Here is a 26,240-nt window from a genome sequence, read left to right as displayed (position 1 = left end):
GGTGCGAGTAAAAGCCTGCCATAAAACAGTATTGCACACCTGTTTTATACAACACTGATGTTAAGGGTAAATAAACTGACTAATGAAATACTGGCCAGTATAAATAAATTGACGCCGTAGCTGTCACCGCGCCGGCGATTTCTCTTCCATCGCATTAGCATTGTAACTAACGCTAAACCCAGGCAAAGCTGCAATAGTGTGATAAGGGCCTCGACGTGTTGTTGTGACCAGGTTTCGCGACCTTGTACACCCCAGTATGATTGCAAACCGGTGATCATTTCTGGCCTGGCGAAGTGAAATACCACCAGGGCTCCCATTAGTACGAGCCAGCTAACAAAGTTCACTGACTGTACAAAACGGTAGAATCCGTCTTTCCTGCGAGGTTTTTGACGTCGGTCTTGTTGCACAGGATTCATGCGCTTAGTACTCTCCATGGTCAAAGTATGCTGGTATCCCGTTTGTGAATGAGTATACTAGCCCTTTCGTTTATACGATCGAACAGACAAAACGGATAAACATATTCCGATTTTTTCACCTGCGAGTTGTTTTCTACAGTTGCCTACATCGTGTAGCTATCTGTAAAGACACCGCGGCGTAGTATCAATATCGGCAAACATTCCGTGTTTATTAACGATTTTCGGCAGAGATTCAAATTAAGCCGGCAACAAATCACAATTTAAAACAGGTAAGATGGAGACATTCAAATGACGCATGCACCCGTTTTCGACGTACTTGAAGGTAAGTACGCAGTTGGCGAAACGGTGACGGTAAAAGGTTGGGTGCGTACTCGCCGCGACTCAAAAGCCGGACTTTCTTTTATTGCGCTGCACGATGGCAGTTGCTTTAATCCCATACAAGTAATCGCGTTAAATTCTCTGTCAAATTATGCCGATATTCAGCGTTTAACAGCCGGTTGCTCATTGTCAGTTCAGGGCGAAGTAAAAGCGTCTCAAGGGCAAGGCCAAAGTGTTGAACTTGAAGCCAAAAGTATAGAGATTGTGGGCTGGGTTGAGAATCCAGATACTTACCCGATGGCCGCAAAGCGCCACTCTATTGAATACTTGCGAGAATACGCCCACCTGCGCCCACGCACCAACGTTATCGGCGCGGTTACACGTATTCGCAACTGCCTTTCACAGGCCATACACAGGTTCTTCCATGAGCGCGGCTACTTTTGGATAAGCACACCAATTTTAACAGCCAGTGACACCGAAGGTGCAGGAGAAATGTTCCGGGTATCTACTCTGGACATGATGAACTTGCCACGAACCGATAAAGGCGACGTCGACTACAGCGAAGATTTTTTCGGCAAAGAAACTTATCTAACGGTATCCGGCCAATTGAACGTCGAAACCTATTGTGCTGCCATGTCTAAGGTTTACACTTTTGGGCCAACCTTTCGCGCGGAAAATAGCAACACATCCCGACACCTTGCTGAATTCTGGATGATTGAGCCTGAGGTCGCCTTTGCAGACTTAAGCGATGTTGCCCAATTAGCTGAAGACATGCTGAAATATGTATGTAAGGCTGTGTTGGAAGAGCGGGCTGATGATATGGCATTTTTCGCCGAGCGGATCAGTAAAGACGCCATCTCGCGGCTGGAAAAGTTAATTAGCTCTGACTTCGTTCGCATGGACTACACTGATGCTATCGATATTCTCAAGGCCAGTGGCAAAAAATTCGAATTCCCCGTTGAATGGGGTGTTGATTTGTCCTCCGAGCACGAACGCTACTTAGCGGAAGAGCATGTAGGCGCGCCAATTATTATGCAAAATTACCCGAAAGACATTAAAGCGTTTTACATGCGCATAAATGACGATGGCAAAACTGTGGCAGCCATGGATATTCTTGCACCGGGCATTGGCGAAATCATTGGCGGTTCCCAACGGGAAGAACGCCTGGATGTATTCGATGCACGTCTTGAAGAAATGGGCCTCGATAAAGAAGATTACGCTTGGTATCGCGACTTGCGTCGATATGGCACTGTGCCCCACTCAGGGTTTGGCCTCGGCTTCGAAAGATTAGTCGCTTATGTCACCGGCATGCAAAATGTTCGGGACGTCATTCCCTTTCCCCGTACACCGGGCAACGCCAATTATTAATTGGCGTTTTGTTTACAAAAAGCGGCTCTTGTGCCGCTTTTTTTCTGATAGTTCAGCAACATGTTGATGCAGATTGCCGGTTTGTGTACATTGAAAGGCGGCGAAACTTTTGTTTGAGACTATGCAAAACCACAACTGCCAACAAATTCAATGTGAGCAATGCCTCACCCATGTGCGATTACCCGCCCTTGCACATCGGCAGCGAGCGGTATGCCCACAATGCGGCCACACATTACTCACTTATCGGCGAAACCAAACAGATAACGTGCTGGCACTGGCATTGAGTGCGCTGATCTTTTTGCTCCTGTCATTGCCGTTTAATTTTTTGTCTTTTAAAGCCAGCGGTATTCAACATCAAATCGCACTATCAGACAGCTTCAATGCACTGCTTAATCAGGATTATCTTTCACTGGCAATTATTACAGGCCTGGCAACGTTGGTTTTTCCCGGAATGGTATTGATTGGACTTGTAGTCTTGGCTTATCACCAAAAACGCAACGCAAGACCACCTTATCTCAAGCATGTATTTTACTGGGTAAAAGCGCTGCTGCCCTGGAGTATGGCGGAAATTTTTCTGGTAGGTACGCTGGTCAGCCTCATCAAAATATCATCCATGGCTGACATCTCCATAGGATTATCTTTCTATGCGTTTATCGCCTTTTCCGCCTGCATGACAGCAAGTATCATTCATTTTGACAGTAACCGCACTGCCCATTGGCTTTACGGCAAAGTGCCACCTCCCACACCGGTGACAGACAAAACCGCCAGCACCAGCATTCAGCGAACCTGGGCGTTATTGATTACCGCTGCATTGTTATATATTCCTGCTAATGTTTTACCCATTATGCACACTGAGCTATTTGGTCGGGACGAACCCAGTACGATTATAGGTGGCGCAATAACCCTTTGGGAATCAGGCGATTATCCTGTAGCATTAATTATACTCATTGCAAGCGTGTTAATTCCCGTAGCAAAAATTCTCATACTGGCCTGGTTAAATCTGACGGTACAGCAGCAGCATGAGCGCAGGCCCCGCATTCGCACTAGGTTTTATCGCTTTACCGAAGGGGTTGGCCGCTGGTCAATGATTGACGTATTTGTGGTAGCAATTCTGGTCGCACTGGTACAGTTAGGCAATACTATGTCAATCTACCCAGGGCCCGCTGCACTGGCTTTTTGCGGTGTAGTTTTTGTCACAATGATCGCCGCTATGACCTTTGACAATCGCCTTATTTGGCAGAACAGGAACAAGAATACATGACCGAAGAGGCATCTGTTAAATCCACTACTCACATCTCCAAAGTCTGGATAATTCCTATTCTGGCAATTTTAATTGGAGGCTGGATGGTATGGTACCAGTGGAAAAACCAAGGTCCGCTGATCACGATTGAACTTCCCTCGGCCAGTGGAATTGAAGTAAATAAAACGCCAATAAAAGTGCGGGACCTTGAAGTAGGTCAAGTTAAGAAAATTGAACTTAAGCCCGACCTTGAAGGCGTTCTTGTCACTGCAAGAATAGATGCGAGTGCCTCCCGCTTGCTTACTGAGAACACCGACTTCTGGGTGGTAGCGCCACGGATCAGTTTCTCGGAGGTATCCGGTCTCAATACGTTGTTATCAGGGTCTTACATTGCCATGTCTGCCGATGACAGCGGCAGAGAAAAGTTACACTTCGTCGCCTTGGAACGCCCACCAGCAACCCCTTCTGGCACGCCTGGACTTCATATAACGCTAAAAAGTAACGATAAATTTGCTTATAAACCCGGCGACCCTATTATCTATAAGGGTTTTAAAGTGGGTGAATTTGAAGACGCGGAATTCAATATTGACGAGCGTATTGTATATTATCGCGCGTTTATCGAAGCACCCTATCACAGACTAATTACCCAAAACACCCGCTTTTGGAATGTCAGCGGTGTGAAGCTACATCTCAAATCCAGTGGCGTGAAAGTGGAAACTGGTTCGCTGGAAACACTGCTCGCCAACGGTGTAACATTTGGCATTCCTCCAGGCGCTGACCCAGGGCCGCTCGCCACACCAGAAGCCACCTACAATATTTTTGCCGACGATGCAGCCGCATCAAATGCCAGATATAAATTGTATGCTTCTTACCTGCTACTGATAGACGAGACTGTTCGAGGCCTCACGGAAGGTGCTCCCGTTGAATACCGCGGCATTGAAGTTGGGGAAGTAGAAAAAATTAATCCGGTCGATTTGATTTCGGGAAATATTCTGGAAGAGAACTACCCTATTCCCGTTTTGATCCGAATTTATCCTGGTAAAGTGCGTCAGCAGGACACCCAGGAAAGTTTAAGCGCTGTCAAAGAAACCATGCACCAATGGATTCAACGGGATTTACGCGCAACACTGCGTATGGGTAATGTACTCACAGGTGGTTTATATGTTGATTTACAACACGATAAAGGTGCCACACCCATGTCTGTTAATGTAGTAAACAATATAGAAGTTATCCCCACCGTGTCTAACGAGTTTACCCAGATAACTCAAAAAGCAGACGCCATTTTAGACAAAATCAACAATTTACCCCTTGATAAAATGGTTACCGATGTGACCGCTGTAATTACCGATATAAAAGGGGCTGCGAATCGGGTTGAAGAAGCAAGTGGAGACTTCGATGCACTGATGGCAGATATTGATATAAAAGCGATTAATGACAACCTGAATGACGTTCTGGTGAATGTATCTGCGTTGCTACAGAATTACGCAGAAGGCGGACTCAGTAAATCTGAAATACAGGATACAGTAGATGCAATGCAGGAAACCATGCGCAATATTCAGCCATTGCTTCTGCAACTGAATCAAAAACCCAATGGATTGATATTCTCAGGTGATGCGAAAGACGATATTCAACCCAGAGCCAGTAACCAGGGAAACTAAGACTATGAAATTGTATTGTTCGTTACTAATGGCTAGCTTCCTCACACTGGTAGGGTGTACCTCCTCGGTTGCTCCGCTTAAGTATTACGTTCTCCACGCTCCAGACACCAACACTAAAATAGTGTCAGACGAAGCAAGGCACCGGGTTAAATTGAAAAGTATTATACTGCCGGACTATCTAAAGCAACGTGCATTGGTTGTTCAAACCAGTTCAGCAACACTGCATTTCTCAACCAGTCACGTGTGGGCTGAACCGCTAAATAAAAGCATCCGTCAGGCCTTGTCGGCAGCATTATGGAAAGAAAACCGCATTTTGGTGGTTCCTGACGATGTGTATACAGACTCATACCCACACACCGGCCTGTATATCCAAATTGACGATTTTCTCTCAACCTACGATGGCGAAGTGCTTGTTAAAGGACAATACTGGTTGGATAACGCAGAGAGCCCGCAAGTTCATCACTTTGATTTCCGTCAGACATTGCAAGAAGACGGATTCGAACATGCTGTAGAAAAAATGCGCGTTTTAATCTCCGACCTTGCCAATGCAATATCGTCGGATATTAATGCGGACTAACCAATGGATGCCCTATGTTAGCCACAAATTTTGAAAAGCTCCTAAATCGCGGTTGCCGATCAAAGTACGACGAGGAGACCAACAGACGCATTGTTGTCATCAATTTGTTTTCGTTGGTGGGTATTTCGCTAACCCTCTTTCTGGGTATTACAGCGATACTCGCAGAAGACTGGACACTAGGCTTTAGTTTGCTTGCCGCATCTTCACTTTTCTTTCTCGCCAGTCAAATACAGGCGTCTTCGCGCAGCCGCTTTGGGCACTTGGTTGCCGTTTACTTGCTTACAGGCTGCCTGATGGGCCTGGAGACTTACCTGTTGATAACAGGCGGCTACGAAAATACAGGCCCATTATGGATGTACCTGCTACCACCGGTTGCAATGTTTTTTGGTGGTTTCGCCCGAGGTCTTATTGTCATGGGTGGATTCACATTGCTAATCGCAATTATTCTCTTTTTCCCCCATGATGCGCTACTCCTAACTGAATACAGTCAACCATTTAAGACTCGCCTCATGTATTCATTTGCTACAGTTACCTTCCTATCTGCTTTTTATGAATACAGTCGGCAACGCACGTATAAAATTGTCCGCGACCTCAGTGCAGAATTTGAACGCCAGGCATTGCACGATCCCCTTACAAAACTGCCAAACCGGCGGGGCATGCGACAATTAATGGAACAGGAAATTAGGCGTCATCAGCGAAACAAGCAACCGCTCACTGTTGTCCTCACTGACATCGACAATTTTAAGAAGGTGAATGATACCTATGGGCACGGCAATGGCGATATCATTTTAAAGCGCACCGCAGATATTCTTCGACAAAATATTCGCAGACAAGATTTAGTCTGTCGTTGGGGAGGCGAGGAGTTTCTCATCGTGCTACCGGAAACTAACGAAAAAAATGCAGGTCTGCTTGCTGATAAAATACGAAACACTCTGGCGAGTTCAGATGTGTGGCTGGACGAAAGACAAGTCACAGTGACCGCCAGTTTTGGTGTTTGTGAGATAAACGAAAACCTCTCTGTTGACCGAGCATTAACCCTCGCTGACAACGCCTTATATCAGGCTAAGCATCAGGGTAGGAACTGTGTAGTACTTTCACATGACAACTAAGCCTTTTCTTTTTCGACAAAACCCTGATAATAGATTACGAATGAAATGAGTATGCGTTGACTTTTTTCGGCACGTTTGCAGCCAAGTCCAACACGCTCAGGTTTAGTATAAATAAACTCCAGTAATATCTATAAGAATCATTAAATAAGAAGCGATATTTATGTATTGGAAAAAAATCGTCTTGCCCATTGTTATTCTGGCTTTGGGTTATGCGGGAATGGAAGTTATTGCAGCTTCAGGGTCAGAGGATGAAGAAAAAGAACAAGTAGACACCCGCCCTCTCGTCGCCTTATCTACTCTACAACCAGAAAATTATGCGGTTACCCTATTTTCTTATGGTGAAGTTGCCCCTCTAGAAACGACTAATCTTTCTGCGCAAGTTGCTGGCGAGGTTGTATGGTGGAACCCTGATTTCATCCCAGGCGGGCTGGTTAAGCGCGGAGAAATATTATTTACCATTGAAAAAGATGCTTATGAAGCCGCTCTCTACCAAGCAGAGGCTGCCCTGTCTTCCGCCCGAGCTCAGCTTATACAAGAGCAAGCTCAGGCTGATGTAGCTAAGCGTGAGGCGGCTAACATGCCTGAAAGCAGGGTGTCTGACCTGTATTTGCGAACGCCGCAGTTACTCAGTGCTCAGGCTGCACTAAAGTCTGCTGAAGCGCAGTTGCGTATAGCTAAGCGGGATTTAGCAAACTGCGATATCCGCGCGCCTTATGATGCTCTGGTTACCGCGCGAAACATCGGCACTGGCGACTTTGTCACAACAGGAACAATCGCAGCGACACTTAATAATGTTGAATATGCCGAAATCAGCTTTCCAGTTGCGGGTTTCGACCAGTCGTACCTGCCAGCTTCAGTCAAGGGTATAGAGGCCAGAGTGTCAATTGACGACCGTCACATCAATGCTGTTTTACATCGTGACTTAGGCACCGTGGATAAAGCCACCCGAATGAGTTACCTGGTTGCCAGAATTACCGACCCTTACGGCATTCACAACCCCAAAAACACGATTAAGTTCGGTAGCTTCGCCACTGTATCATTCGAAGGTATCACGTTGGAACAGGTCTACAAAATTCCACAGGAACTGGTAAACAACAATCAGGTATGGCTATTGTCAGACGATAACACGCTTAACGCCAAGTCGGTCAGCGTAATTCGCGCTGAGCAAACATATTTATATGTTCGCGGAGATATTGAAGATAAAAAACTGGTTGTAACCCCTCCGGAGTACCCCATTCAAGGTATGGCTGTTAAGGTCATTGAGAACCACGAGATCGCTGGGATCGCAACGGAGTAAGGAAACGCAACATGCGTCAGGAATACGACACGCATAAGGGAATTATAGCCTGGTTTGCGCACAATACTGTAGCTGCCAACCTGTTGATGATATTTATCATCATCATGGGTGTTGTGGCTTACCTGAATATTCAACGTCAAACTTTTCCCAATGTCGAGACAAACTTCATCCGCGTTAACGTAAGTTACCCTGGCGCCTCTCCCCAGGAAATTGAAGAAGGGATCCTCATTAAAATCGAAGAAGCCGTCAAAGACGTCACAGAGATTGATCGCGTGGTGTCGCGAGCCTTTCGAAACTCTGGCCATGTACATTTTGATATCGACGAAAATGAGTCTCTTACCGACGTGCTTGATAAAGTTAAGGCCCGTGTGGATGGTATTGCCACCTTCCCTTCTGACATGGAACCAGTCAACATCCAACAGCTGGAGTTTCAGCAACAGGTGATAGAAACACCACTGGTCGGCGATCTACCGCTTCAGGAACTCAAGAAGATAGCACGGGAAATTGAGGACGAACTGTTACAACTGGAAAATATTTCTCTGGTTGAGATGAGCTACCCCGATGACGAAATTGGCATTGAAATTCTACCCGATGAACTGCGGAAATATAACCTATCCATCGCTGATGTTGCTTCAGCAATCCGCGCTCACTCGGCCAATCTATCAGCGGGTCAATTGCGCACTCAATCAGGTATTATCTCCGTACGCGTTGAAAATCAATTTTATCGGGGAGACGAATTTAGACAGATCCCGGTAAAAATAGGGTTAAACGGCGCAAAAGTTCTGTTACAGGATGTGGCTGTTATTAAAGACGAGTTCACTGAAGGGGAACAATACTTTCGATTTTCCGGCAAAAATGCGATTTATATCTCAGTCCGCGCCACAAAAAATCAAAATATTATTCCTGTGGCAAACACTGTAAAAGCTTACATCGAACAAAAGAATCCCACGTTGCCTGAGGGCGTATCCATTGAAACTATGGTCGATTTGACCTATTACCTCAACCAACGCCTGGACATGATGTTCAAAAACCTGTTGCAAGGTGCGGTGTTGGTGGCGCTAATGTTAACCATTTTTCTGCGTTTTCGCCTCGCATTTTGGGTAATGCTGGGGCTACCTGTGTGCTTTCTCGGCGCCATCATGATGATGCCGGCGTTTGGCGTAAGTATTAACCTTCTATCTCTGTTTGCCTTTATCATGGTGTTGGGAATTGTGGTGGACGATGCCATTGTGATAGGCGAAAGCGCCTATACGGAAATCGAACACAAAGGTGGAGGAATCGACAACGCCATTATCGGCGCGAAAAAAGTCGCCACTCCAGCTACTTTTGGTGTGCTCACGACCATAGCCGTTTTCGCCCCGTTTACCATGAGCACAGGTTTTGAAGGGCAAATGTTCTACAACATTGCTGTAGTGGTTATTCTTTGCCTAATATTTAGCCTGGTCGAGTCAAAACTTATATTACCCGCACATATTGCCAACACCCGCTTTTCCCCTGTGAAGCCTACCAGCCTTCGGGCCCGTTTCAATCGCCGGTTTAATCAATTTGTCAACGTATCCTATCACGGGTTTTTAGTGAAGGCGGTAGCCTGGCGCTGGGCTGTGATGGCATTTTTTAGCGCCTTGCTGATGTTTTCTTTAGGTCTCATTGAAGGTAACCATATCCGGGTAGTAGCGTCATCAAAAGTCCCCCACGACTTCCCTTCAATTCGTATAGAAATGAACGAGAACGTGTCGGATACGGCAGTGATCGACGCCCTTAAAACTATTGAACATGTCGTTTTACAAGAAGAAGAAACTATCAAACGGGAATTTGGTAGTGACGGAATGATTAAAGATATCCTCGCTTTCAATGATGGACGTACTCAGGGCGAAATAGTTGTTCCGTTAGTCGATGAAGACAAACGGGTCTTTGACACATTTGAGCTTGCCCGGCGATGGCGGCAAGCCATGCCGGACATTCCGGGAATGAAGTCTTTTATCGTACTGGATGATCTGAACAGCACAGGCGAAGATGGTGAGTTCGGGTTCCTGTTATATGGCCCGGAACTCAGAACACTCAATGCGGCTGGTCTTGCCTTTATTGATATGCTTCAACAGCAAGAAGGTTTATTTGACGTAAGCTCCACAATGGACCCAATTAATAAAGAAATTCAGATGTCCCTGCTTCCGGTAGCCTACGACCTCGGCCTTACACTTCAAAATGTGGCATCTCAGGTTGGTGCCAGCCTGTATGGTGGAGAAGCGCAGCGAATTATCCGCGATGGTGAAGAAGTCAGGGTGATGGTGCGTTACCCTTCACTCACCAGAGAGCGTCTTGCAGATTTAAAATACAGTGTGATCACCACGCCCGGCGGACAGGAAGTGATGTTGGGAGACGTGGTTGCCCTGGATGAAAAACCAGGGATAAGTTATATCCGCAGAGAAAGTGGATATCGCAGTATCTACATCTGGGGCAACATTGACGAGCAAAAAGTAGAACCTAACACTGTCATTGATGAGATTTATGAAAACCTGTTGCCTGAATTACAAGAGCAGTACCCGTCCGTCGTGACGGAACTGGGTGGCGATATTGAAGAACAGCAGGCACAGATGGATGAGCAACTGATGTTTTTCGTTGCCGCCATGATCATGGTTTTCATTTTGCTGGCGGTACCGCTTAAAAGCTATGGCCAGCCGCTGATAATCATGTCTGTTATCCCGTTTAGTTTCACCGGCGCCGCTTTTGGCCATTACTTACTTGGCTACGATATTAGTTCCATGTCGTTTTTTGGTCTTATCGCTGCAGCAGGCGTTGTTATCAATGATTCTTTGGTTATGACCGATTTCATTAATCAACGAAGAAAACAAGGCTCTAAACTGATAGATGCCGTGACAGAAGCAGGTACAGCAAGATTTAGAGCAATTACACTCACCTCCATCACCACATTTGTAGGCGTACTGCCCATTATGTTTGAAACCAGTATGCAGGCTGCAATTATGATCCCCATGGCCATAGCATTGGGCTTTGCCGTGCTGTACGCTACAGTGGTAACTTTGGTGTTAGTGCCGTGCTTGTATCTCATTTTAATAGACATCGCTCAGTCGGTGACGTGGTGTTATCGGGGAACCGTAGGTCTTTTTCATCGCCTGAGCACTAAGAAACAAGCGTCATTGTAACCGCCACAAGCAAGTAATAGAGGAAACCATGTCTACACTTACTATTCGGCCTGCCACAAAAGATGACTGTCAGCTGATCCTCGATTTCATCACCGAGCTCGCTATTTATGAAAAGGCGGAACACGAAGTGCAAGCCACTACAGAGGACTTGCAACACACCCTGTTTGGTGAAGCCGCCACGGCCCATTGTGTCATTTGTGAAAATGAAGCTGGGCCAGTTGGTTTTGCGGTGTACTTCTTCAACTACTCAACCTGGCAGGGAAAAAACGGCCTGTATCTGGAAGATTTATATGTGTCACCGCAACACCGGGGTTGCGGCGCAGGTAAAGCACTGTTAAAGCATTTGGCGCAACTGGCCGTTAGCCGCAACTGTGGGCGATTTGAGTGGAGTGTCCTTGACTGGAACCAGCCCGCCATCGATTTCTACGAATCTATTGGCGCGAAACCCAAAAGTGAATGGATAGGCTACAGGCTCGATGGCAAAGCCCTAAGTGATTTCGCTGAACAGTAGTGTTGTGCGCTAACCGTTTACGCCTTTTGCTTCTCGGTTACTCGCTCTTCCATATATTGCATAATATCCCGCCACGAAATAATCCCCACCGGATGACCCGAACTGTTTAAAACCGGCAAGCAAGAAATACGGTGTTGATTGAAAAGCGAAATGGCGTTAACAATACTCGAATGCTCTTGCACTGAAACAATCTCTCTGGTCATGATTTGATGAGCCCGGCGCTCTAATATTGCCCTATCTCTCGACCTCTCGGACAAAGTATCTATAAAAGGACTCAGATTTTTCAGTAAATCCCGATCAGACACAACCCCAACAAGTCGCTTACCCTCAATGACTAACAAATGATGAAAGCCCGTCGCTTCAAAAAGCGCTTTCAGCGTGTGTAGTGAATCATCCATCTTCACGCTGACTACCCGCTTGGTCATTATGACATTGACACTCACCCGCTACCCTCTCAGTTTAGATGTGAACAACTTGAGCTTAGTATAACCATTGTTCAAGCAAAAAATTCAGTGTAAATTATTTTGTCATTTGCCTGGTTTACCCTTGAAATTACTCGCTAACCCATCACTATAGAATGAACATCCACAAAACAGGAAATATGACATGGCAACAGTAACACTTCAGGGCAACCCATTGGAAACTGCAGGCGATTTACCGGCAGTAGGTTCATCTGCACCACAGTTTGAGTTGGTAAAAGCCGATCTTTCTACAGTTACACTAGCTGAATTAGCAGGTAAAAATGTCATTTTAAACATTTTCCCTTCTATTGACACAGGCACGTGTGCAATGTCAGTGCGCAAATTTAACGAAAAAGCAGCCTCGTTAGACAACACGGTTGTGATTTGCGTCTCTGCCGATTTACCTTTTGCTGCTGGCCGTTTCTGTGGCGCTGAAGGTATTGAAAATGTGCTGACAGGCTCTACGTTCCGCTCGTCATTTGGCGAAGACTACAAAGTTAACTTTACCACAGGCCCGCTGACTGGCCTGCTTTCACGGAGCATCGTAGTTGTTGACGGTGAAGGTAAAGTGACATACACGCAACAAGTGGCAGAAACCGCTGACGAGCCTGATTACGGAGCCGCATTAGCTGCACTGTAAATACATTCCCCGGTAATTTGATAATAAGCGCCCTTACAACTATTGTGGGCGTTTCTAACTGAGTCGCGATAACGCCGCTTTCATCTACAGGTCAAACCAGTACTAACCATACCTCTCCTACTTTGAACCTTGCCGACATTGCCCCTCTGGCAGGTAATGCTTCATACACAGGCGCAGAGCCCAGCAGTTTGGTAAATGCGCTGGCGGCCTTTTCGAGATCCCGAACTAGAAAGTTAATGTGATGGATGTGAGTTATCATGAGGATGGCTTCCTGATTATTTCGTTATAAATACGAGGGAATCAATAACAGTGCCAGATGTATAAAAGACGCTCATTCGCTCGCAATTAAAAACAAATGTGTTATGTTATAACGTATTTTAACAGCAAGGATATTCACCACTATGACAAATCCTCCTTTGCTGCCAGTGACCGTTCTATCAGGCTTTCTGGGTGCAGGCAAAACCACTGTGTTAAACCACATTCTAAATAATCGCGATGGACTCAAGGTCGCTGTCATTGTGAACGACATGAGTGAAATCAATATTGATGCCGCCACGGTTAAAAATGAAGTTAGCTTTAATCGTGCAGAAGAAAAACTCGTAGAAATGAGCAACGGCTGTATTTGCTGCACGTTAAGAGAAGACTTACTTGACGAAATCACACGACTAGCCAAAGAAGGTAGGTATGACTACCTGGTTATAGAATCTACAGGTATTTCAGAGCCTTTACCCGTTGCCGAAACCTTTACATTTGCTGACGAAAATGGGGTGAGTCTTTCCCAAGTAGCTAGCCTTGATACCATGGTTACTGTGGTAGACGCATTAAACTTCTTAGCTGATTACGACAAAGCTGAATCGCTAAACGATGTGGGAGAAAGCCTTGGCGAGGAAGACGAAAGAAGTGTGGCTGATCTGCTGGTAGAGCAAGTTGAATTCGCAGATGTCATACTGATAAGTAAAACTGACCTCATTTCAGAGAAACAACTTGAGAGACTCCAGCATATTCTCAAAACACTCAACACTGAAGCTGATCAGATCCCCATCGAAAATGGCAAGGTCCCCGTCAAAGAAGTGCTGGCAACGGGGAAATTTAACTTTGCAAAAGCACAGCAATCCCCGGGCTGGCTCAAAGAACTGCGGGGCGAACAAATTCCTGAAACAGAAGAATTCGGCATTAGTAGTTTTGTATTTAAAGCGAGAAGACCATTTCATCCACAGAAATTTTATGACTTTGTACACAGCAAAGACATTGCAGGCAAGCTCATTCGCTCCAAAGGTTTTTTCTGGTTAGCCACCCGCCCTCATTTCGCTGGAAGCTGGAGTCAGGCAGGAGGGATGGCAAGGTATGGCGCTGCAGGGTTGTTTTGGAAAGCTGTACCCAAAGAACAGTGGCCCGACGATCCGGATTATCTGGCCTCTATTCAGGAACAATGGGTTGAACCCTTCGGAGATATGCGCCAGGAACTCGTTTTTATTGGTCAGGGCCTCAATAAGGACGACATTACTCATCGCCTGAATGAATGCCTGCTCAGCGAGCACGATGTGCTGAAGGGTAGTAAGGCCTGGGCGAATTTACCTGATCCATTTCCATCCTGGGGACATTAACATGCAGCTTGCAGAAAAATACACACAACGTTCCTGGCATTCGAATAACTCACCTATGGTTTTAAGCGATATTTTTTCTCAGACTACCAGTGTCACCGTCTGGGAGAGAGTCTACAACCCTCGGGTAAATCATTTTTATCAACTGGCTTTCAAAGCCCTGGGATTAGGTGTTCGAGGTGTGTTTTCCATGAACTCACTAAAAAGTGAATTATCCAACGCCCTGCCTGACTACGAAGGTAAAGAAGAAGCCATAGACGATATTTTCCTGTTATCAGATATGCTCACCTGCCTTTTTAATTGTGACCATGTGGGATTACGGTTAGCGGCGCTAAGCACGGCCATGTGCCCGAAATTTCACGTTGATAATATACCCGTTCGTCTGGTGAATACTTATGTCGGGCCAGGCACTGAGTGGCTGCCTTTAGAAGTGATAGAAGAAAGCCCGTCAGACGAATGGGATGAACACGGTAAACTAGCGTCCGGGGGCTACTACAATAAGCATCACGTTCAACAGATGAATACCTTTGATGTCGGCCTCCTAAAAGGGAAAGCCTGGTCGGAGCATGGCGATATGGCAGCGATACATCGCTCATGTCAATTGACTAAAGACAGCAAGCGTGTGCTGCTAACACTTGACCCCATGTAGTTAAAAAACACATAAAGAGACAACCCGCTCACTGCGAATAAAGCGCGCTTCATCCAAAGAGGCGCACTATGAGCAATAAAAAAGTCATTACGAACGTAGGTATTGGCCTTGCCGCTGCATCGGTAGGTATTCTGGCAAGTAAATAGCACCTCTAACTCCTCTTGTTATCATAAAGCTAGTCTCCCAAACAAATTTTCCCTATACTTTTTAAAACTGATTAAAAAAAGGACTTTAAATGTATCGATTTGGGATTGTCGGCGCAGGCATGATTGCGGATTTTCATGCCAAGGCCATCGACGCTATACCTAATGCAGAACTGACAGGGATCTATTCGCGTTCGTTGGATAAAGCCACAGCATTTGCACAAAAACATAATTGCACACCTTTTGACGATTATACCTCTTTTATAAACTCCCCACACATCGATGTCATTACTATATGCACACCATCTGGGTATCACTTAGAACCCATATCGGCTGCAGCAAAAGCGGGTAAACATATTATTTGCGAGAAGCCCCTAGAAGTTACCACCGCACGAGTGGACGAAATGATAGCTGTATGCGCAGAAAATAATGTGATGCTAGCGGGAATTTTTCCCAGGCGTTTCAATGCATCATCACGACTTCTTAAGAAAGCGATAGAGCAAGGGAGATTCGGAAAAATTGCCATGGCTGATGCCTATATTAAATGGTGGCGCACCCAAGATTATTATGAAAGCGGTGCATGGCGAGGTACATGGAAGTTAGATGGCGGTGGCGCCCTGACTAACCAATCAATCCATACCATCGATTTGTTGCTGTACGTCATGGGTGACGTTAAATCAGTGCGGGCTGAAACAAGGCTGGTCGCTCATGAAGGGATAGAAGTAGAAGACGTTGGTATTGCCATGGTGGAATTTGAAAGCGGCGCTTTGGGGGTAATTCAAGGCTCAACCGCGTGCTGGTCTAAAAACGGGCATCCTGCAGAAATACAAATCACCGGCTCTCAGGGTTCTGTGTTCATGAGCGATGATAAATTCCGCTTGTGGGAGTTTGCTAACGAAAGTGAGGATGACGATGAAATCAGGCAGCAACATGGCCTTAATGAAAACGAGGCTGGCGCTGGCGCAGCCGACCCCTCAGCGATCGATTTTGTCTGGCATCAGAGAAACTTTGAAGACGTGTTGCACGCACTGGAACACAATACAAAGCCGCTGGTCGATGGTTTTGAAGGTCGCCGCTCCATTGCCCTGCTCAATGCAATTTATCGCTCGGCGGCGAAAGGTGGTGAAAAAGAGTTCTTATAAAATGACAATGCAAGGCGCGGTGTCCAACTCACACCAGCCTTGTATATGCTACTCACCTTAATTATTGACGATAAGATGACGGCGGAAGACTGTGATATCTCGCCCAAAGGCGCCTGAATTGCCTTGGATCTTCAAACCCGCATCGCGAAGCAACTTCTTCTACGGGCAACCGGGAATGTTGTAAAAGCTGTTGGGCCAGACTTAATCTCAATTTGTAAATATATTCTTTACTTGTGATGCCAGTACTGTCTTTAAACATGCGCGTGAAATGACGTTTGCTGCAATGCCCCAAATCAGCTAATTCGTCTATGCTCCAGTTTTTAGCAGGATTTTGCTGAATTTTATCCTGGATAGTATGAATTCTCTGCTGCAAATGATTGCGGTGCTCGAGATACGGGGACAAACTGGGATCCTGCATACCCCGGCGAATAAACAACACCATTTGCCTGGCTATTTTGGCAGATATTTGTGGTCCTAATTGTTGTTGAACCAAATGCAGTGCCAGGTCAATCCCAGCTGAAACGCCAGCACTGGTATAAACGTCTCCATCCTGAACAAATAATCGATTCTCCAGTACTTGCTTCGCCGTAAGTAACCCTGATAACTCCTGACAATGCATAAAGTGCGTGGTACATTTTTTATGCTTCAGCAGGCCAGCTTTTGCTAACACCAAGGCACCTGCGCACACACTGATTATTTTGGCAAACTGATGCTGCGAAAACCAATCATAAACCTTTTTCAACGGTGGAGTATCAAGTTGAAGTTCCTTTCCTACAATGCCTGTTACTAAAACCCAGGCGTTTGGCTCAACAGATGCAGGAAGCGGCTCGACGGATAGGTTTAAACCAAGGGAATTTTTCAGTTCCGTTTCCGGCCCAACGAAATGTAGTTTAAAATGCGTATCTGCATACCGATTCGCATAGACAAACACCTCTGCAGGTCCCACCATATCTAACATCAAAAGCTCTGGGAGCAACACTATGTATATGGGTACACTATCTCTTATAACAGGTTCGGGCATCACAATCTCACTGGGGCGGCCCTGCGCCGAAGACGACTTCCAAAGGTATTGAGTAGCAGGCCAAGCAAAACCAATATAATTCCCATCCACTGCATGGCAATAATACTTTCACCCAGCATGAGAAAAGCAGAGCTCAGCCCTACAATGGGAACACCTAACGACAAAGGCGCAATTTGTCCCGCCGGATAGCGCGTCAACAAATACCCCCAAAGCCCGTAGCCTGTAATTGTGGCACCAATGGCAAGATACAATAATGCACCAAACGATACCCAGCCAAACCCACTTAAACTGGCCCAAATTAGCTCCGGCCCTTCAAAAAAATAACTGCAGATGAAAAACGGAATTGGCGGTACCCAAGCACTCCATATCACCAAATTGACATTAGAATTAAAACCCCGGTTACTAATGCTTCGGGCACTGATGTTACCCAGAGCCCAGCTCGCCGCTCCGGCCATTGTTAAGCCAAAGCCCAAGGCAGTCATAGTGTGTTCATCTTTGCTAAGCGCAATGAAAAGCAACCCCGATGCGGCGATGAAAAAAGCCAGAATCTGATAAGCCTTGATTGATTCTTTTAAAAAAAAGAAAGCAAAAATCATGGTGAATAAAGCCTGAGCTTGCAGTGCGAGTGATGCTAACCCAGCAGGCATTCCAAATGCCATGGCAGAAAATAAAAATGAAAATTGTAGGAAACTAATTGGTATCGCATAGGCCACCCACCACAGAAAGGGAGTATTTGGCCGTTTGAAAAATAACGAGCCCACCGACGCAACAAGAAGAAAGCGCAAACCGCCCATTAACAGAGGAGGCATGCCCTCAAGGCCCCACGAAATAACTACAAAATTAACGCCCCATATCACCACAATAAATATTGCGAGGAGCAAATCTTTACCTGACATACCCTTTCCTTTATCACTGCTATTCCGTCACTAGCGCTGCTGCGCGGTGATTTTCTTAATTCTGTTTACAAACACAGTGATGTCTTGCTCACTTAGTTGCGTGGTGATCCGCTCTTTACTCGAACAGTGATGCGCCAACCCCAAACCTGGTCGATAGGCTTTTGCAGGCCGTATTGGCCTTCTTTGCAAATCACCACCGCAATTGGGACAAACCCCTTGTAAAATGCCATCTACACAATCTGCGCAAAAGGTACACTCATACGTGCAGATGTAAGCTTCTGTTGAGTTCGCCGGTAAATCGGTATTACAACATTCGCAATTCGGTTTGAGTATTAACATAACGTCTTCAACTGATAGGTGTTGATAGAGATATTAAGCCGGTTTTTGCTTCGAAGATAGGGCAAAACGCCAGTCTGAACGGGTCAAAAAAGACATAAAATTTGGGGCTACGTTGGAGTCCGCTGCATTAATGGTTACTCTCAGCGGTCGAAAAACACATCCACCAAATCGGCAAGGGACTCTTCCAACTCCTCTTCAAAAGCATCTATATCGATGTTGAAGCTATCCATATACTTGGCAGCATTTTCCCGGGACACTGTACTTTTCTGGATCTGGAACTCCATCTCAGGCAGTGATTTATCATAACGGGGCTTAACCCCCCAACGCAAACAATGTCCGTGGTGGTCTTTTAGTTGTTGTTTGGCAAAGACACAAAATTCCTCGACATAGTCGGTTCCCTGAGGCCCAAGACAGCCAGGCTCAATGCGACACATCACCAACAATTTTTTGTACAGAGGGAGTCGGGTTTCCATTTTATTTATGAACGATTCAAAGATTTGATTATTAGCAAATTTTACTGATTTTGCCAGTTTGAAATTAACGAGCAGTGTACTCCTAAGCAACAATGTACTCTAACCCGTGTTATGATCCAGAAAAACTGCGAATAAGTCCTGCAATATTGTTCTTATGTGCATTGCGTCACCATCAACCTCATTTTTGAATGCTAACTTATTATTTTGGTTAATGTACCGCTTTTTTATTGGTAGATTTCGACCCTATTCCCCTTCCCGGATGTGAATTTCTCGTTACGGTGTAACAAGTCCCCTTCCGGGACAGAGAACATGGACGTCTTAGTTATATTCTCCCTTACTCAGGTACTTTTTCATTCACGTACTTTTGGAACCCAGTACCAAGTAATGCCGCGGCAACGCCCAAAGCGGTTGGTAACATTAGTGACACTGTCGACAAAACCCCTGGTGTCATATGTGCTGCAAAGAATGTTATCAACCCAAGAAAATAAGTTGGGATGTTTTTCAAAACCGCTAACCCGCGTAAAGATACCACCATTGAAGCAACCACAAATACAATCGGAGTTATGGCCCAAAAGCCCACTTGCGGTGCTAACAGTGCGATTGCCATGACGGCTACATTGCCTAAAACTAAGCCTATCACTAGACAGCCATATGTTTTAGCAGCCCCCGGCAGCGAACTTTCACCTGTAGTAAAAGCTACCCACCCTATAAACATTGCCCACACCGGCCACTCTAAACCATTTGCAACCGTAGCAGCTATTGTAGCAGTGACAGCCGCTATCATGGTCGTTTGCATGTATTTTCCATTAAACATCTACTCCACCTTCTACATTTAATTATATCTTTTGCTCCGTCGTGCCTTGTTGCCAATTGTTGTCATAATTTTACATTCCACAGCTCACATAAATATGTAAACCTGTTGTCCAGCACTAGCAAGGGCGACTGCAGTTAAACGATTAAAACCACTGGATGAACCTGTTACGATACAGGTTTTCTTTAATATAGCGTGCTCCTTAAACAACGCCGCCGTTAGCTCTAATTACCTGACCATTAATCCAATCACTATCAGAGCATGCCAGCATGGAAACTACTGCCGCAATATCTTCTGGTGTACCTAGTCTTTCCAGCGGGTTCATTTTTGCCATACGATTAATCAGCTCCTCTGATTTCCCTTTTAAGAATAAATCCGTTGCGGTTGGTCCTGGAGCGATGGCATTAACCGTAATCTGTTTGCCGCGCATCTCTTTCGCCATAATGGCAGTAAGTGTTTCAACAGCAGCCTTAGTTGCGGCATAGACACCATAGTTTTCAAGCTTCAACCCAATCACACTTGTCGAGAAGTTGATCACCCGTCCACCGTTATTCAACCGTACTGATGCCTCGCGAAGCGTATTAATCGTACCTTTCAAGTTGATATCTATGTGTCTGTCAACGTGTTGTTCATCTGCCGTAGCCAGCGGCTGCAGATCCATAACTCCGGCGTTATTAACAAGCACATCGATGCTACCGAATACATCTTCTATCCGATCAAACATTGCTCGTACTGCACTCGCATCAGAAACATCAGCTTGATGTGCGATGGCTTGACCGCCCGCTTCAGTGATTTGCTTAATTACCTGCTCAGCAGCACTTTTATTGCCTGCAAAATTAACAATAATGGCAAAACCGTCTCTAGCTAAACGATTGGCGATACTAGCACCGATGCCTCTGGAAGCGCCTGTTACTAAAGCGACTCTATTTCGTTCTGTCATACAACCTCCTAGGGTTTATTAACGGGATTTTGGGTATCGATGTTTACAGTAACAATTTCCTTTTTACGGATAATCAACTAAAGTTTGTTAACAGAATCCGGAAATAATGAACAATAATGGATAGAATAGACGCGATGCGGGTATTTACCCGTGTATTTGAAAGGCGCAGTTTTACGCTGGCCGCTGAGGATATGAATATACCTCGCTCTACAGTCACAGATGTGGTGAAACGGCTTGAGCAAAGAATTGGCGTTGTTTTACTTGAAAGAACCACCCGGCAGGTCACTCCTACCATCGACGGTTCCGCCTTTTATACTCGCTGCTTGTCGATTATTCAGGAGGTTGAAGATGCGGAAAGCGCATTTTCTGGTGCAAAACCAAAAGGGGCGTTACGAATAGATGTCCATGGCACGCTTGCACGCCATTTTTTACTGCCGAAACTGCCTCAATTTCTGGCCGAATATCCAGAAATTGAGATGTTCATGAGTGAAAGCGATAAATTGTCTGATGCGGTAAAAGAAGGTATTGACTGCGTGATACGTGTCGGTTCAATAAAATCTGTAGATTTAATAGCGCGCCAAATTGGTTTATTGGAAGAAATTACCGTAGCGTCGCCTGATTATTTGCAATGCTATGGCATACCTTTGCAAATAGAAGAACTGGAAAACCACAAGATGATTGGCTTTCGAGCCACTGGCAGCAGTTCAGCCATGCCACTGGAATTTACTTTACAAGAGACCATCGTCAACTATTCCGTCCCCGTTTCATTGATGGTAAATTCCGCTGAAACCCTAGTCGCTGCAGCACAACTGGGATTGGGAATAATACAGGTACCAAGCTACCATGTGGAGCGGAGCATTCGAGCTGGTTTATTGGTGTCCATTCTCAAGGAGAATCCCCCGGAGCCCAGCCCTGTGTCCGTATTGTATCCTCGCAGTAGACAATATTCACCCAGGGTAAAGGCCTTTTTAGACTGGCTATCAGCTGTATTTTGAATAAACCACGAATATGTCCTCAGACATCAGGCTATTCAAATTTTCGGCAAGTATGCACAACTATTTTCACTAAGCCTTCAACTTCTCGATCTGAATCGCGATATCTCGTTTTGGAGAACTCCCAAACATACGTGCATAATCGCGAAAAAACTGTGAAGGACTCTCATAGCCGACTTTGTAGGCTACTGATGTAGCATCTAAATGTTCAGATAGCATGAGGTTACGAGCTTCTATTAAACGCAGCTTTTTCTGAAATTGGAGAGGGCACATTATCTAGATGTAACATCGAGAGACAATTTTAAACTCATTGTAGAAAAAACAGTTCAAGAATTTGGCCACATAGATGTTTTGATCAACAACGCTGGGTTGATGCCCTTATCTCCTTTATTAGCAGCAAAAGTTGACGAATGGAATAATATGATTGACGTCAATATAAAGGGCGTACTGCATGGTATTGAATCAGTACAAGGGTTAATGGAAGAACGCCGAAAAGGACACATCATCAACATCGCCTCAATTGGGGCACATGCTGTGTTTCCAACTTCAGCGGTTTATTGCGGCACCAAATTTGCGGTGTGGGCAATTTCTTCAGGACTTCGAATGGAATCCAAACATATTCGGGCTACGACAATTTGTCCTGGTGTAGTAGAGAGTGAATTAGCCAACACTACAACAGACAGCGAAACGAAGAAATGGTTAGATAATTTTCGTCAAACTGCTCTCAAGCCTGATGCAATCGTAAACGCAATTCAATATGCAATTGACCAACCAACAAACGTTAATGTGAATGAGATAATCGTTCAACCGACGGTGACTGAATATTAAAGGATATCCATAGAGTCGAATTATTCACAACTCTTCTGATTTTGGTGATTTCCTCTCTACTACAGCGAGACGTCCAAAGGCACCCTTCTGATGTAGTAACACTTGGAATATGAAGGCATATAAGGAGAAACCATGATGCCCATTTGTACCACCTTTTTGTACAAGTAGGTGGTTATGTCGTTTCTCTGTAGCCCAGATACAACAAAGCCCCTAGAGAATTAGGGGCCTGTAGGTATTTGGCGGAGAGAGAGGGATTCGAACCCTCGATACGCTATAAACGTATACACACTTTCCAGGCGTGCGCCTTCAGCCACTCAGCCATCTCTCCAAATTCTGTATCAAGGTTTCCCCTGAGCGCGCGTATAGTAGGTAAAGTCAGACCATGAATCAAGTCAAAACCTTTAAAAAAACACCAACTGCTTTATTATTAAGCGGTTAACTGCTGTTTTCGCTTTAACTGCTCGGAAAAGCCCAGCATTCTGTCCAGTGGTATCAGTGCCTTTTCACGCAAGGCAGCATCAACATGGATTTCGTGATCATTCACACCCTCTGTGAGGCTATTGTAAATCGCTTGCAAGCCATTCATAGCCATCCATGGGCAATGAGCACAACTTTTACAGGTTGCACCGTTACCACCCGACGGCGCTTCTATGAAAGTCTTGTGTGGCATCAGTTGCTGCATTTTGTAAAAAATGCCTTTGTCAGTCGCCACAATGAAGGTGTCGTTCGGCATGACTTCTGCGGCTTTGATTAACTGACTGGTAGAACCTACTGCATCAGCTAAATCGACAACACTTGCAGGTGATTCCGGGTGAACGAGAATTGCCGCATCCGGATAAACAGACTTCATATCCTGCAGTTTTTGTGCAGAGAATTCATCATGCACAATACACTCGCCTTGCCACATTAACATCTCTGCACCCGTTTTCCTGGCAATATATGAGCCTAAGTGGCGATCTGGCCCCCAAATTATTGGTTTACCCGCCTCGTCGAGGTGCTCAACAATTTCAAGGGCAATACTGGATGTTACTACCCAATCTGCACGGGCTTTTACCGCTGCGGAGGTATTTGCATAAACCACAACCGTATGGTCCGGGTGAGCGTCACAGAACTGGGAGAATTCATCGATAGGACAACCTAAATCCAATGAGCAGGTTGCTTCTAAATTCGGCATAAGCACGGTTTTCTCCGGGCTGAGAATTTTAGCTGTCTCACCCATGAACTTAACACCGGCAACAATGAGTGTCTGCTCGCTGGCATCGCGACCAAAACGGGCCATTTCTAAAGAGTCCGCCACACAGCCACCGGTTTCTTCCGCTAGTGCCTGAATTTCAGGGTCGGTGTAATAATGTGCCACCAGAACAGCGTTCCGATCTTGCAACAGTTGTTTAATATCCGCTTTTAACTCCGCCTTGCGCGCATCACTCAGCGGCGCCGGCTTTGCCGGGAAAGGATAATCAACTTGATCGACTCTGAAAGCAATGGTCATAACTAGTAGCCTGAATTATCGACAATAAGGGGGGCGAATTATACCCGACTGTCATAAAAATTACATAGGGATAAGGTATGAATAAAAAATTAAGTTACTAAATAATCCAGCGAGTACTGCATACTATTAGCACATTGCTAATTTGCCACGCTAAATAAGGATAATTAGGAAGATACTTGGAGATGGTGGGTCGTGCTGGATTCGAACCAGCGACCAATTGATTAAAAGTCAACTGCTCTACCAGCTGAGCTAACGACCCATCAAGAATTCGTGAATAATTCAACGATTTGTAACTAAGGTGGTGGGTCGTGCTGGATTCGAACCAGCGACCAATTGATTAAAAGTCAACTGCTCTACCAGCTGAGCTAACGACCCATCTTAGTCTGTGGTAAAAACGAAATTGCAAATGACACTGCGAAAGTGGTGGGTCGTGCTGGATTCGAACCAGCGACCAATTGATTAAAAGTCAACTGCTCTACCAACTGAGCTAACGACCCTTCGCTTTACCTTCGTTACCACTCGGTGGCAACGGCGGCATATAATACTCATATTCTGAGGCGGCGCAACCCAAAACAGGTATTTATTTCAAGTTTTATGTAAATCCTTTACCAAACGGTCAAAATGAAAGCACTTCGCTCATTATTCCCGCATTACAACACCTTTTTATCTAGCACCACAGTCCAGCGAGAACCAGTTAAACCTAACCTGGTAAACCGGTCCTGCCGAACAAAACCTACCGAGGGAGGCTTTACAGGCCGCCTAACCGCGATTGAGCTAATTTGCTCGCTGACGACTCGGGATATTCATTTATCACTTGCTGAAACAAAGTTCGCGCCTGATTTTTATTGCCCTGTCTCTCAGCAATGACACCCAGCTTTAACAATGCATCAGGCCGCTTAGTAGAATCACTAAACTTATTAATGACAGTATTAAACTGTTCTGACGCCTCTGCCCAGCGCTGTTGATTAAACAGCAATTGTCCAAGCCAATAATGGGCATTGGGTGCATACTGACTATTCGGGAATTCCCCTAGGAACGACTGAAACGCTGGGATGGCTTTGTCGTACTCTCTGGATTTCAGAATGAGATTGACAGCGTCTTCATAGGCTGCGGTTTCATCACGCCCGGATGCAGGTTGTTGCTCTGCGCCTGAGGAAGATGTTGCAGGTGACGGAACTGGAGCGGTGTAAGTAGAAGACGTTGACGCCCCTACCCCGGCTTGTTTCAACGCTTCAACCCGCTTATCGATTTCAAGATAAAGCTCGCGCTGACGCTCCAGCACTTTCTCAAGTTGATTAGTGTGAACCTCAACAGCTCCTCTTAACTCGTCAATTTCACCCTGCATGGTGTCAATTTGAGTTTGTAGACGATGCTGCATTTCAGTGCGGCTTTCCACCATGCGTTCAAGAATAGTAATTCGCTGTTCCAGCGACTTATTACCGCCTGAAGAGGCAGTAGAAGGCACCTGAGTAGCACCCACGTCGTACACCGGCGCTTGCGCCATTACCATTGCTGAAGCAGAAAGGGCGGCACACACAGTGACGCCCTGAATAATAGGTTTAACCAAACCTCAAATCCTTACTGGTAAACGACAATACCACGACGGTTTTGCGCCATCGCATATTCGGTTGACCCCATAACTGCCGGCTTTTCTTCACCGTACGATACAGTAGTTACCTGACTGCTGCTTACACCAGCATTCAACAGGTAAGTTTCTACGGCTTTAGCACGGCGCTCGCCCAATGCAATGTTGTATTCTGGTGTACCGGTTTGATCGGTGTGACCTTCGATAACAACTTTCTGGCCCGGGTTTTGTACCAGGAATTCAGCGTGCTTGTCCAATAAAGCCTGGAACTCAGCTTTAATTGTTGAACGGTCAAAATCAAAATACACAGTTTGTTCTTTCTTCAGCGCCGCTTTTTGTTGTTCAACCATCTCTTTTTGGCGCTTAACACGTTGCGCTGCCTCAGCTTTTACTCGTGCTTGTTCAGCGTCGCGAGCTTCGCGCTCAGCTTTAGCTTGTTCCTGAGCGACACGGTTGCGTTCTGCAGCCAACTCTTCTTCAGTTGGGCCGGACGAACATGCCATCATTGTCACCACTGGCAAAGCGATAATGAAGCTCTTCATTACTTTATTCATTTGCATCCTCTTTATTCCTTATAT

The 26,240-nt window shown here is 45.6% G+C and carries 27 protein-coding genes and 4 tRNA genes; 14 read left to right on the top strand and 17 right to left on the bottom strand.

What is annotated here, in order from left to right; all coding sequences use genetic code 11:
* Positions 1-44: 44 nt before the first annotated feature.
* On the bottom strand, positions 45-416 hold the full coding sequence (locus ACXACM_RS10890; RefSeq protein WP_474821693.1) for a hypothetical protein: 372 nt from the start codon (positions 414-416) through the stop codon (positions 45-47).
* A 288-nt stretch (positions 417-704) separates the two neighbouring features.
* Between ACXACM_RS10890 and asnS the strand changes: the two genes are divergently transcribed.
* From asnS to ACXACM_RS10850, 8 genes are all read left to right on the top strand, one after another.
* Positions 705-2,102 carry an asparagine--tRNA ligase gene (gene asnS, locus ACXACM_RS10885; protein ID WP_474821692.1) on the top strand — a complete coding sequence of 466 codons (1,398 nt, stop codon included), beginning with the start codon at positions 705-707 and terminating at the stop codon, positions 2,100-2,102.
* Between the two features lie 109 nt (positions 2,103-2,211).
* A complete protein-coding gene (locus ACXACM_RS10880; protein ID WP_474821690.1) occupies positions 2,212-3,363 on the top strand; it encodes a paraquat-inducible protein A in 1,152 nt (383 codons plus the stop codon).
* Positions 3,360-5,000 carry an intermembrane transport protein PqiB gene (gene pqiB, locus ACXACM_RS10875; RefSeq protein WP_474821689.1) on the top strand — a complete coding sequence of 547 codons (1,641 nt, stop codon included), beginning with the start codon at positions 3,360-3,362 and terminating at the stop codon, positions 4,998-5,000. Before ACXACM_RS10880 ends, pqiB begins: the two co-directional genes overlap by 4 nt.
* Positions 5,001-5,004: 4 nt before the next feature.
* Positions 5,005-5,577: a PqiC family protein gene (locus tag ACXACM_RS10870; protein ID WP_474821688.1), complete on the top strand. Its 573-nt coding sequence runs from the start codon at positions 5,005-5,007 to the stop codon at positions 5,575-5,577.
* 14 nt (positions 5,578-5,591) lie between these two features.
* Entirely contained in the window at positions 5,592-6,686 is a 1,095-nt protein-coding gene (locus tag ACXACM_RS10865) for a GGDEF domain-containing protein (RefSeq protein ID WP_474821686.1), read from the top strand.
* Between the two features lie 160 nt (positions 6,687-6,846).
* Complete coding sequence (locus ACXACM_RS10860) at positions 6,847-7,983, top strand: efflux RND transporter periplasmic adaptor subunit (protein ID WP_474821684.1); 1,137 nt, start codon at positions 6,847-6,849, stop codon at positions 7,981-7,983.
* Between the two features lie 11 nt (positions 7,984-7,994).
* Entirely contained in the window at positions 7,995-11,141 is a 3,147-nt protein-coding gene (locus tag ACXACM_RS10855; RefSeq protein WP_474821682.1) for an efflux RND transporter permease subunit, read from the top strand.
* A gap of 28 nt (positions 11,142-11,169) precedes the next feature.
* Positions 11,170-11,652 (top strand): N-acetyltransferase family protein, encoded by a 483-nt coding sequence (locus ACXACM_RS10850; RefSeq protein ID WP_474821680.1) that lies wholly within the window; start codon positions 11,170-11,172, stop codon positions 11,650-11,652.
* A gap of 17 nt (positions 11,653-11,669) precedes the next feature.
* On the opposite strand, the gene ACXACM_RS10845 is transcribed toward ACXACM_RS10850, so the two are convergent.
* Positions 11,670-12,095, bottom strand: a complete 426-nt coding sequence (locus ACXACM_RS10845) for a CBS domain-containing protein (RefSeq protein WP_474821678.1) — start codon at positions 12,093-12,095, stop codon at positions 11,670-11,672.
* 163 nt (positions 12,096-12,258) lie between these two features.
* Here ACXACM_RS10845 and tpx point away from each other — a divergent pair, with 163 nt between their 5' ends.
* Entirely contained in the window at positions 12,259-12,753 is a 495-nt protein-coding gene (tpx, locus tag ACXACM_RS10840) for a thiol peroxidase (RefSeq protein ID WP_474821676.1), read from the top strand.
* Positions 12,754-12,844: 91 nt separating this feature from the next.
* On the opposite strand, the gene ACXACM_RS10835 is transcribed toward tpx, so the two are convergent.
* Positions 12,845-13,012, bottom strand: a complete 168-nt coding sequence (locus tag ACXACM_RS10835; RefSeq protein ID WP_474821674.1) for a VOC family protein — start codon at positions 13,010-13,012, stop codon at positions 12,845-12,847.
* A 142-nt stretch (positions 13,013-13,154) separates the two neighbouring features.
* On the opposite strand from ACXACM_RS10835, the gene zigA reads away from it, so the two are divergent.
* The 3 genes from zigA (at position 13,155) to ACXACM_RS10820 (ending at position 16,288) form a co-directional block, all read left to right on the top strand.
* Entirely contained in the window at positions 13,155-14,357 is a 1,203-nt protein-coding gene (gene zigA / locus ACXACM_RS10830; RefSeq protein ID WP_474821673.1) for a zinc metallochaperone GTPase ZigA, read from the top strand.
* 1 nt (position 14,358) lies between these two features.
* A complete protein-coding gene (locus ACXACM_RS10825) occupies positions 14,359-15,003 on the top strand; it encodes a DUF1826 domain-containing protein (protein ID WP_474821672.1) in 645 nt (214 codons plus the stop codon).
* 235 nt (positions 15,004-15,238) lie between these two features.
* Positions 15,239-16,288 (top strand): Gfo/Idh/MocA family protein, encoded by a 1,050-nt coding sequence (locus ACXACM_RS10820; protein ID WP_474821670.1) that lies wholly within the window; start codon positions 15,239-15,241, stop codon positions 16,286-16,288.
* Positions 16,289-16,349: 61 nt separating this feature from the next.
* Here the strand turns inward: ACXACM_RS10820 and ACXACM_RS10815 are convergent, their stop codons facing one another.
* The 6 genes from ACXACM_RS10815 to ACXACM_RS10790 all read right to left on the bottom strand — a co-directional run bounded on the left by ACXACM_RS10815 (position 16,350) and on the right by ACXACM_RS10790 (position 20,768).
* The gene (locus ACXACM_RS10815) at positions 16,350-17,309 is read right to left on the bottom strand and encodes a GlxA family transcriptional regulator (RefSeq protein WP_474821669.1); all 960 of its coding nucleotides are present in this window, start codon (positions 17,307-17,309) and stop codon (positions 16,350-16,352) included.
* Positions 17,309-18,205 carry an EamA family transporter gene (locus ACXACM_RS10810; protein ID WP_474821668.1) on the bottom strand — a complete coding sequence of 299 codons (897 nt, stop codon included), beginning with the start codon at positions 18,203-18,205 and terminating at the stop codon, positions 17,309-17,311. Before ACXACM_RS10810 ends, ACXACM_RS10815 begins: the two co-directional genes overlap by 1 nt.
* Positions 18,206-18,235: 30 nt before the next feature.
* Positions 18,236-18,544, bottom strand: coding sequence for a DUF1272 domain-containing protein (locus ACXACM_RS10805; protein WP_474821666.1), 309 nt, complete (start codon positions 18,542-18,544; stop codon positions 18,236-18,238).
* 140 nt (positions 18,545-18,684) lie between these two features.
* Positions 18,685-19,017, bottom strand: a complete 333-nt coding sequence (locus ACXACM_RS10800) for a hypothetical protein (protein ID WP_474821664.1) — start codon at positions 19,015-19,017, stop codon at positions 18,685-18,687.
* A 334-nt stretch (positions 19,018-19,351) separates the two neighbouring features.
* A complete protein-coding gene (locus ACXACM_RS10795) occupies positions 19,352-19,831 on the bottom strand; it encodes a DUF1097 domain-containing protein (protein ID WP_474821663.1) in 480 nt (159 codons plus the stop codon).
* Between the two features lie 199 nt (positions 19,832-20,030).
* Complete coding sequence (locus tag ACXACM_RS10790; protein WP_474821661.1) at positions 20,031-20,768, bottom strand: SDR family oxidoreductase; 738 nt, start codon at positions 20,766-20,768, stop codon at positions 20,031-20,033.
* A gap of 116 nt (positions 20,769-20,884) precedes the next feature.
* Between ACXACM_RS10790 and ACXACM_RS10785 the strand changes: the two genes are divergently transcribed.
* The gene (locus ACXACM_RS10785; RefSeq protein WP_474821660.1) at positions 20,885-21,763 is read left to right on the top strand and encodes a LysR family transcriptional regulator; all 879 of its coding nucleotides are present in this window, start codon (positions 20,885-20,887) and stop codon (positions 21,761-21,763) included.
* 69 nt (positions 21,764-21,832) lie between these two features.
* On the opposite strand, the gene ACXACM_RS10780 is transcribed toward ACXACM_RS10785, so the two are convergent.
* Positions 21,833-21,979, bottom strand: a complete 147-nt coding sequence (locus tag ACXACM_RS10780; protein WP_474821658.1) for a helix-turn-helix domain-containing protein — start codon at positions 21,977-21,979, stop codon at positions 21,833-21,835.
* A gap of 39 nt (positions 21,980-22,018) precedes the next feature.
* On the opposite strand from ACXACM_RS10780, the gene ACXACM_RS10775 reads away from it, so the two are divergent.
* Positions 22,019-22,588, top strand: a complete 570-nt coding sequence (locus ACXACM_RS10775; protein WP_474821656.1) for an SDR family oxidoreductase — start codon at positions 22,019-22,021, stop codon at positions 22,586-22,588.
* 237 nt (positions 22,589-22,825) lie between these two features.
* Here ACXACM_RS10775 and ACXACM_RS10770 read toward each other — a convergent pair.
* The 7 genes from ACXACM_RS10770 to pal all read right to left on the bottom strand — a co-directional run bounded on the left by ACXACM_RS10770 (position 22,826) and on the right by pal (position 26,222).
* Positions 22,826-22,916 (bottom strand) — tRNA-Ser (locus ACXACM_RS10770).
* A 99-nt stretch (positions 22,917-23,015) separates the two neighbouring features.
* Positions 23,016-24,077, bottom strand: coding sequence for a quinolinate synthase NadA (nadA, locus tag ACXACM_RS10765; RefSeq protein ID WP_474821655.1), 1,062 nt, complete (start codon positions 24,075-24,077; stop codon positions 23,016-23,018).
* A 183-nt stretch (positions 24,078-24,260) separates the two neighbouring features.
* Positions 24,261-24,336 (bottom strand) — tRNA-Lys (locus ACXACM_RS10760).
* A gap of 40 nt (positions 24,337-24,376) precedes the next feature.
* A tRNA-Lys gene (locus ACXACM_RS10755) sits at positions 24,377-24,452 on the bottom strand.
* Positions 24,453-24,498: 46 nt separating this feature from the next.
* Positions 24,499-24,574, bottom strand: a tRNA-Lys gene (locus ACXACM_RS10750).
* A 251-nt stretch (positions 24,575-24,825) separates the two neighbouring features.
* Positions 24,826-25,587, bottom strand: coding sequence for a tol-pal system protein YbgF (gene ybgF, locus ACXACM_RS10745; RefSeq protein ID WP_474824313.1), 762 nt, complete (start codon positions 25,585-25,587; stop codon positions 24,826-24,828).
* Between the two features lie 68 nt (positions 25,588-25,655).
* Positions 25,656-26,222 carry a peptidoglycan-associated lipoprotein Pal gene (gene pal / locus ACXACM_RS10740; protein WP_474821654.1) on the bottom strand — a complete coding sequence of 189 codons (567 nt, stop codon included), beginning with the start codon at positions 26,220-26,222 and terminating at the stop codon, positions 25,656-25,658.
* Positions 26,223-26,240 lie beyond the last annotated feature (18 nt).

Source organism: Alteromonas sp. AWQ4_252, assembly GCF_056158205.1.
The sequence above is the reverse complement of the archived record's forward strand: the minus strand, read 5'-3'. Positions and strand labels throughout refer to the sequence as shown.